Here is a 7410-nt window from a genome sequence, read left to right as displayed (position 1 = left end):
CCGCCGGCCCCCCCCAGCCGCGAGGCCATCATGGTGATCTGCTGGCGGCTGTCGGGACGTAGTCGGTAGTCATTCTTGTCAAACAGGATGCTATCGGATAAGCCCAGGGACCAATCGCCATTGCTTTCAGTAAAGCCGTAAGATTTCATCGCCGCCACCTGCTCGGGGGTAAATTTTCCCTGAGGAGCCTGGCAACCTGTCAAAAGCGCCGCCGCCATCAGGGCGGGGACGAAATATTTTCTGATCATAATGAGTCCTTTATTATTTCAGCGTCTGCTGGATACGTTGGTTTTTCATCCGATACATATTCTGATCGGCAAGTTCTTGCAGTGATTCCGCGGTGGCGTGCTCCCACGCCAGGGCATAACCGACGCTCAGCGAGAGCGTGGCGCTATGACCGTTGTGCAGGTTGAATGGCGGAAGAAATTGTTCCGTTAGCGCCTGGCACAGGGCCTGCACTTCTGCTTCCGAGCGCACCTCGCGCAGCAGAACGGCAAACTCATCGCCGCCAAGACGCCACGCCAGATGGCGTTTACCGGCAAAAGTCATCAGGCGGCTGGCGACCTCCATCAGCACTTTATCGCCCGCCGCATGCCCCCAGTTGTCGTTAATCAGTTTGAAATTATCGCCATCAAGAAACAGCAATGCCGAGGTTTGATGATCGACTTCATTCTGCATCAGCTCGGCGAGCGCGTTACGAAAGGCGGCGCGGTTAGCCAGGCCGGTCAACGGATCGTGTAACGAACTGCGCAACAGCTGCGCGTTTTTGGCCTGCAGCTGGCGCTGCCAGTCCTCCATTTCCCCCAGCAGGCTGTTAAAGTCCTGGGCGAAAAGATGGAACTCCTCGATACGCTCCTCCGGCACCCGCCGGGAGAAGTGGCGGTTTTCACGTATATCATGCACGACCTCAGTGATGCTCTGCAGGGCGGCGACGATCCCCCGGTGTAGGGAGTGGGTCAGCAGCAGGGCGATGAACGAGGCGAGCAGAATGCTGCCGGTCAGCACCAGAATCGAGATACCGAGAAAGTGGCTAATCAGTTCATCAAGCGCGGTCAATCTCAGCTCGCCGATTTGTTTGCCCTGGTGCCAGATGGGCTGCACCGTGGGCTCCGGAAACAGCCATTTACTGATAAGCCCGCTCACTTGCTCTTTATTGGCCAGCGGTTCATGGCGCCACGCGGCGAAGTGCTGCATCTGGCCGTTTAGCACGATTGCCTGGGAGATCTGCCCTTGCTTGCCCAACGACGCGAGGGTCTCCTCTGCCGCCGCGCTGTCGCCAAATACCAGGGCGGCTTCGAGGCTGCGCCCCATGGTCGCGGCAGTGAGCTCAAGATTTTTCTGCGCGTACTGCTTGAGCGTGAAGATTGAGGCTGTACTCAGCAGCAGCCAGACCAGCGTCATGGAGATCACCACGCTTATCACGCTAATGCGACGGAGCGCGCGTTTGAAAGTCGGGCGCGGAGTCTGTGAAAAGTCCTTATTCATGTGGTTTCTTCCGGGCAAGCATCAGGACGTCCGGGTTAACCCGAACCCCGCTGTGCGTCAGAACGTCCAGATTAACGGAGAAGCGGACCCGGTCGTCATTGATGATCAGGCAAAACGCGCTACCAATTGAACAATCCGTATTTTGTTCTGCGATGAGTAACAGCGGCCTCGGGCCATAGCGGCGAGTGAGTTCTGACTGTTCAGTCGGCGATTCGCTGCCAAAATAAAAACCATCGCAGGTCGTTTTTAACGCTTCTTCACGATTACGTACTATCACCGGTTGATAGGGTAATGCATCCGGATCTTCATGAGCCAGGCTATGGGTGAAGCGTGATGAGGCAAAAATACACAGCTTTGGCGCTCCTGTTAATGACGGCCAACGGGTGTAGGTCACGATCCCGGAAACAATAGCGCGAACATGTTCTGAAGGTCCGGCAGCAAAAACAGGAGATACCGCGATGAGAAAAAATACAGTCAATAAAAGACGGTGTAATACTGTCATTAACGCTTCCGTCAAAGTCGCCATAGCGCGGGAAAAGCCGCTGCCGATGCCCGGCGAAGAATACCACTGTTAATAAAACCCGTCATTAGATGCGCCCTTTGCTTTGGGACAATTCTCACCAGGATTTTTCGTAGTACCGATACCGTGGGTGCGCAAGTTTGGCTTGTTTTTTCTATGTGTAAATATTGTTATACGCATCTCGCCATTGTGAGTGGCAATTAATTCGTTGGTGTAAATTAAAATTTACGGAATATGGATTGAATTCTTTACTTTGTGTGGTATCGTTACGTCATGCCCTCTGAGGCAACCCTTATCGCAAACGAGCTACACAGGATCGCAATCATGCAAAAAGACGCGCTGAACAACGTACATATTACCGACGAACATGTATTAATGACCCCGGAGCAACTGAAGGCGGAATTCCCGCTGAGCGTCGAGCAGGAAGCGCAGATCGCGCACGCCCGTCAGACCATTTCGGATATCATCGCCGGTCGCGATCCGCGTCTGCTGGTGGTATGTGGTCCTTGCTCCATTCACGATCCGGAAGCTGCGATTGAATATGCTCGTCGGTTTAAAGCCCTTGCCGCAGAGGTCAGCGATAGCCTCTACCTGGTGATGCGCGTCTATTTTGAAAAACCCCGTACCACCGTCGGCTGGAAGGGGCTGATTAACGATCCGCACATGGATGGTTCGTTTGATGTTGAAGGCGGCCTGAAGATTGCGCGTCGTCTGCTGGTCGAGCTCGTCAATATGGGACTGCCGCTGGCGACGGAAGCGCTGGATCCCAACAGCCCGCAGTACCTCGGGGATCTGTTCAGCTGGTCCGCTATCGGCGCGCGTACCACGGAATCACAAACGCACCGCGAAATGGCCTCTGGCCTGTCGATGCCGGTCGGCTTTAAAAACGGTACCGACGGTAGCCTGGCCACGGCCATCAACGCCATGCGCGCCGCGGCGATGCCGCACCGTTTCGTCGGCATCAATCAGGCCGGGCAGGTCTGCCTGCTGCAAACGCAGGGTAATCCGAACGGCCATGTGATCCTCCGCGGCGGCAAGGCGCCGAACTACGGTCCGGAAGATGTGGCGAAATGCGAAAAAGAGATGGCGCAGGCGGGACTGAAGCCGTCGCTGATGGTAGATTGCAGTCATGGGAACTCCAATAAAGATTTCCGCCGCCAGCCGGCCGTGGCTGAATCCGTGGTCGCGCAGATCAAAGATGGCAACCGCTCCATTATCGGCCTGATGATCGAAAGTAATATCCACGAAGGCAATCAGTCCTCTGAACAGCCGCGTGAGGCGATGAAATACGGCGTCTCGGTGACGGATGCCTGCATCAGCTGGGAGACTACCGAGGCGCTGCTGCGTGAACTGGATAAGGATCTCCGCGGCCACCTGGCGGCCCGTTTGGTTTAAGAGGAAAGTATGGTTGCTGAACTGACCGCGTTACGTGATCAAATTGATGAAGTGGATAAAGCGTTGCTTAGCCTGCTGGCTAAGCGTCTGGAGCTGGTGGCCGAAGTCGGCGAGGTGAAGAGCCAGTATGGCCTGCCGATTTACGTCCCGGAGCGCGAGTCGGCGATGCTCGCCTCCCGACGTGAAGAGGCGGCTGCGCTCGGCGTACCACCGGATCTGATCGAGGACGTTCTGCGTCGCGTGATGCGGGAATCCTATTCCAGCGAAAACGACAAAGGCTTCAAAACCCTGCAGCCGAATCTGCGGCCGGTGGTGATCGTCGGCGGCGGTGGGCAGATGGGCCGTCTGTTTGAGAAGATGTTAACGCTGTCCGGCTACCAGGTGCGTATTCTGGAAAAAAACGATTGGGCCCGGGCGGCGGATATCGTCGCCGATGCCGGCATGGTTATCGTCAGCGTACCGATTCACACCACCGTGGAGACGATCGCCAGGCTGCCGCCCCTTCCGGCGGATTGCATTCTGGTTGACCTTGCCTCGGTGAAAGCGGAGCCGCTGCAGGCGATGCTGGCGGCGCATCAGGGCCCGGTTCTCGGCCTGCACCCGATGTTCGGTCCGGACAGCGGCAGCCTGGCGAAGCAGGTGGTGGTCTATTGTGATGGTCGCCAGCCGGAGGCCTATCAGTGGTTCCTCGAACAAATTCAGGTTTGGGGCGCGCGGCTGCACCGCATCAGCGCCGTTGAGCACGATCAGAACATGGCCTTTATTCAGGCGCTGCGCCACTTTGCCACCTTCGCCTATGGCCTGCACCTTGCGGAAGAGAATGTACGTCTTGAGCAACTGCTGGCGCTCTCGTCGCCCATTTACCGACTGGAGCTGGCGATGGTAGGCCGTCTGTTTGCCCAGGATCCGCAGCTGTACGCCGATATTATTATGTCATCGGAAAACAACCTGGCGCTGATTAAGCGCTACTACCAGCGTTTCGGCGAAGCGATCGGCCTGCTGGAGCAGGGCGATAAGCAGGCGTTTATCGACAGCTTCCGTAAAGTCGAACACTGGTTTGGCGATTACGCTCAGCGTTTCCAGAGCGAGAGCCGCACGCTGCTGCGTCAGGCGAACGATAATCGGCAGTAAAGCGAAAAAGATGTATACAATAAAGCCAGCGACCGCTGGCTTTTTTTATAGGGATGACAACGATGGCTGAACCACAACCGCTGTTTGACTACACCGGATACCTGCCGGAATGCCCGACCTGGAGCGAGGCAGAGCAGGCCCTCTACTGGGCTGATATCATGGAATGTGAAATTCACCGCTACGATATCCGCAGCGGAGAACACCAGGTGCTGCAGTTTCCAGAGGAGGTCGGCTGTTTTGCCCTGCGCGAGAAGGGCGGGTTTATCGTTGCATTGCGCAGCGGCATCTGGCTGACCGACGCCCACGGCCTGCTGCGGCGGAAAGTCTGCGATAACCCGAGCAACCCGGAGCTGGCGCGGTTTAACGACGGCGGGACCGATCGCGATGGGCGCTTTTATGCCGGTACCTTCTGGGGGCCTGGGGATTACAACGGCGCGCTGCTGATGCGAGTGGATAACGACCTGCAGCCGAAAGTGATCCAGTGTGACATCCATGGCGCCAATGGCCTGGCCTTTAGCGCCGACCGGCGCTGGATGTATACCTCTGATACGCCGAACGCCGTGATCTACCGTACGCCGCTGGATGAGCAGGGTGAGCCTGGCCGACGCGAAGTCTTTCGCCGTTTTCAGCCTGGCGAAGGGATCCCTGACGGGGCGGCGATCGACGTGGAGGGATGTTACTGGAGCGCAATGTTTGACGGCTGGCGGATCGCCCGTTTCTCGCCGCAGGGCGAGGAGCTGGAATCCTACCCGATGCCGGTTCGTTGCCCGACGATGGTCTGCTTCGGCGGGGCGGATATGAAAACGCTCTATATCACCACCACCCGGGAAAACATGGAGGACGATGAGCTGGCGCAGTATCCGCTGTCAGGCGCCATCTTCACCCTGCCGGTAGCGGTGGCAGGGATGAAGAAATTACCGTTCCGCGAATGTTAAACCGGATCCACCGGGACCACGTTTTCGCTAGGGTAGCAGCCGAGGACCTTCATGGAGCGGGTGATATCCGCCAGCTCCTTCAGCGCCTTGCGCATGGGCAGCGAATCCAGGTTGGCCTGAATATCGAGATAAAACATCTCTTCCCAGGGATTGCCGTGGATCGGGCGGGATTCCAGTTTGGTCATGATCAGATTGTGGTTGCGCAACACCAGCAGGGCTTCCACCAGGGCGCCCGCCTGCTGACCGGTCGCCATTAACAGCGTGGTCTTGGCCGGCACCTGATCGGAGACGTTCACCGCTTTGCGCGCCAGGACGAGGAAGCGCGTGATGTTCTGCGTCTGGTTGGCCTGGCAGTGCTCCAGCACCTGCAGACCATACAGAGCGCCGCCCGCTTCGCTACCCAGGGCCGCGACGGCCGGGGAGTTCGCCTGCGCCACTTTTTCCATTGCCGCCGAGGTGCTCTCGGTATACTCAATCTTCCAGTGCGGGTAGCGGCTCAGGTACTGGCTGCACTGCTGGAACGGCTGCGGATGGCTGTAAACGGTCTGAATTTTATCGGCATCCGTCGAGGTGCTCACCAGTACGCAATGATCGATAGGGATCGTCAGCTCGCCAACGATCGACAGGCTGGTGTGCTGCAGCAGATCGTAGACGTCGTTGATCCCGCCGGAGCTGGTGTTTTCAATCGGCACCACCGCGTAATCGGCCTGGCCGGTTTCTACCTGATTAAAAATATCGGCGAACTTCGCGCAGCCGCTCTCAATAAACTGCTCAAAGTGGCGAGCGGCGTACTGACGCGCCGCCAGATGCGAGTAAGAGCCCTTGGGACCGAGGAACGCCACGCGGGCCGAATGCGGGTTAATTTTATTCAGATGCTGCTGCAGCAGGGTTTGCTGGGTAAGAACAGAGTCTTCGATAATCAGCTGGAACAGGCGGGTGATATAGTGCGCATCCAGATTATGGCGCTTGCCGATAGTCATCAGGCGCTCCAGCAGATCGCGTTCGCGGTCAATATCACGCACCGGACGATGGGAGGCCAGTTTGGCTTTTCCAACCTCAACAGCCAGTCCGCGGCGCTCCGCCAGCAGAGCAAGCAGCTTCTCGTCCAGGGCGCTTATCTTATCGCGCAGCGCCAGTAATGGGTTTTCCTCGGTCATAGATGTTGCCTTTGTTGTTATCAAATAAAAAAGGCCTCCCGGGTGGGAGGCCTTATTGTTCGTCTTCGCATTCTTTCTTATACGACGAATTGCCTCCCGGTCAGGGGAAGGTAAAAAAGAATGCGAAGAAGAACGGGACAAGTTTCATGGTAAATTCCTTTAGGTAGTGGGGATTACAGTACCTGTACTGTTTTCACTCTGTCAATAAAAAACGCGCCCGAAGGCGCGTGGCATGACACAACTTAAGTTAAGGATTACTCTTCTTCTTCCACAAAGCCAGCCTCTTTCACCGACGTCGCGGCGCGGCGGGCTTCCCCTTTGTGTTGCACTTTATTGAGCTGCCGTTCCAGCTTGTTGATCAATTCGTTAATGGCGGCGTACATATCTTCATGACGCGCACTGGCAACCAGATGGCCGTTTGGCGTGTTGATGGTTGCATCAGCGATAAAACCCTGCGGCTCCTTAGACAGAATGATGTGCGGGTTGATTAAATGAGTTTGCCACTTATCCAGTTTGGCGAGACGGTCTGCGACATGCTGGCGGATTGCCGGAGTAATTTCCATTTGTTTACTGGTAATGTTCATTGTCATAAATTTTACCTCTTGTCTTTCCCGTCTTGGTGAATCCAGCATACCTTTCCCAATGTCAAAATGTGTGATCTAAATCACATTTTATTGTCACTTTTTGTCAACAAATTCATTTTGTGAGACAGGGCAGGAAGAAGTGAGATTTTACTTGTCGAACCCGATAAAGCAGGCCATATTTGATGAGTTAACCCGGCGCTAAA

The 7410-nt window shown here is 56.1% G+C and carries 8 protein-coding genes, 1 pseudogene and 1 other annotated feature; of the genes and pseudogenes, 3 read left to right on the top strand and 6 right to left on the bottom strand.

The features are described 5' to 3' along the window. The 3 genes and pseudogenes from HMPREF9538_RS30560 to HMPREF9538_RS04045 all read right to left on the bottom strand — a co-directional run. A pseudogene (locus tag HMPREF9538_RS30560) lies at positions 1-248 on the bottom strand (hypothetical protein); the annotation flags it as partial. Positions 249-261: 13 nt separating this feature from the next. Then, positions 262-1485, bottom strand: coding sequence for a diguanylate cyclase DgcN (dgcN, locus tag HMPREF9538_RS04040; RefSeq protein WP_002914116.1), 1224 nt, complete (start codon positions 1483-1485; stop codon positions 262-264). Further along, on the bottom strand, positions 1478-1987 hold the full coding sequence (locus HMPREF9538_RS04045) for a YfiR family protein (RefSeq protein ID WP_004174804.1): 510 nt from the start codon (positions 1985-1987) through the stop codon (positions 1478-1480). The genes dgcN and HMPREF9538_RS04045 overlap by 8 nt, the downstream gene beginning before the upstream one ends. A 342-nt stretch (positions 1988-2329) precedes the next feature. Between HMPREF9538_RS04045 and aroF the strand changes: the two genes are divergently transcribed. The 3 genes from aroF (at position 2330) to HMPREF9538_RS04060 (ending at position 5466) form a co-directional block, all read left to right on the top strand. After that, positions 2330-3400, top strand: coding sequence for a 3-deoxy-7-phosphoheptulonate synthase AroF (aroF, locus tag HMPREF9538_RS04050; RefSeq protein WP_002914114.1), 1071 nt, complete (start codon positions 2330-2332; stop codon positions 3398-3400). 9 nt (positions 3401-3409) lie between these two features. Continuing rightward, positions 3410-4531, top strand: a complete 1122-nt coding sequence (gene tyrA / locus HMPREF9538_RS04055; protein WP_009486136.1) for a bifunctional chorismate mutase/prephenate dehydrogenase — start codon at positions 3410-3412, stop codon at positions 4529-4531. 62 nt (positions 4532-4593) lie between these two features. Further along, positions 4594-5466 carry an SMP-30/gluconolactonase/LRE family protein gene (locus HMPREF9538_RS04060; RefSeq protein WP_004174805.1) on the top strand — a complete coding sequence of 291 codons (873 nt, stop codon included), beginning with the start codon at positions 4594-4596 and terminating at the stop codon, positions 5464-5466. Here the strand turns inward: HMPREF9538_RS04060 and pheA are convergent. The 3 genes from pheA to raiA form a co-directional block, all read right to left on the bottom strand. Beyond that, a complete protein-coding gene (pheA, locus tag HMPREF9538_RS04065; RefSeq protein WP_004150975.1) occupies positions 5463-6623 on the bottom strand; it encodes a bifunctional chorismate mutase/prephenate dehydratase in 1161 nt (386 codons plus the stop codon). The two genes, HMPREF9538_RS04060 and pheA, sit on opposite strands and share 4 nt — an antisense overlap. 24 nt (positions 6624-6647) lie before the next feature. Further along, positions 6648-6772, bottom strand: a sequence feature (Phe leader region). Continuing rightward, the gene (gene pheL / locus HMPREF9538_RS31855) at positions 6724-6771 is read right to left on the bottom strand and encodes a pheA operon leader peptide PheL (RefSeq protein WP_100250063.1); all 48 of its coding nucleotides are present in this window, start codon (positions 6769-6771) and stop codon (positions 6724-6726) included. (Overlaps the previous feature by 48 nt.) 105 nt (positions 6773-6877) lie before the next feature. Then, on the bottom strand, positions 6878-7213 hold the full coding sequence (gene raiA / locus HMPREF9538_RS04070; protein ID WP_002914111.1) for a ribosome-associated translation inhibitor RaiA: 336 nt from the start codon (positions 7211-7213) through the stop codon (positions 6878-6880). Positions 7214-7410 lie beyond the last annotated feature (197 nt).

The sequence above is a fragment of the Klebsiella sp. MS 92-3 genome, from assembly GCF_000195655.1.
Classification (GTDB): Bacteria; Pseudomonadota; Gammaproteobacteria; order Enterobacterales; family Enterobacteriaceae; genus Klebsiella; species Klebsiella pneumoniae.
The sequence above is the reverse complement of the archived record's forward strand: the minus strand, read 5'-3'. Positions and strand labels throughout refer to the sequence as shown.

Bases quoted from the DNA above. Each gene is read 5' to 3' on its own strand.
- dgcN (WP_002914116.1), bottom strand. From the start codon at position 1,485: ATGAATAAGGACTTTTCACAGACTCCGCGCCCGACTTTCAAACGCGCG.
- HMPREF9538_RS04045 (WP_004174804.1), bottom strand. From the start codon at position 1,987: ATGACAGTATTACACCGTCTTTTATTGACTGTATTTTTTCTCATCGCG.
- aroF (WP_002914114.1), top strand. From the start codon at position 2,330: ATGCAAAAAGACGCGCTGAACAACGTACATATTACCGACGAACATGTA.
- tyrA (WP_009486136.1), top strand. From the start codon at position 3,410: ATGGTTGCTGAACTGACCGCGTTACGTGATCAAATTGATGAAGTGGAT.
- HMPREF9538_RS04060 (WP_004174805.1), top strand. From the start codon at position 4,594: ATGGCTGAACCACAACCGCTGTTTGACTACACCGGATACCTGCCGGAA.
- pheA (WP_004150975.1), bottom strand. From the start codon at position 6,623: ATGACCGAGGAAAACCCATTACTGGCGCTGCGCGATAAGATAAGCGCC.
- raiA (WP_002914111.1), bottom strand. From the start codon at position 7,213: ATGACAATGAACATTACCAGTAAACAAATGGAAATTACTCCGGCAATC.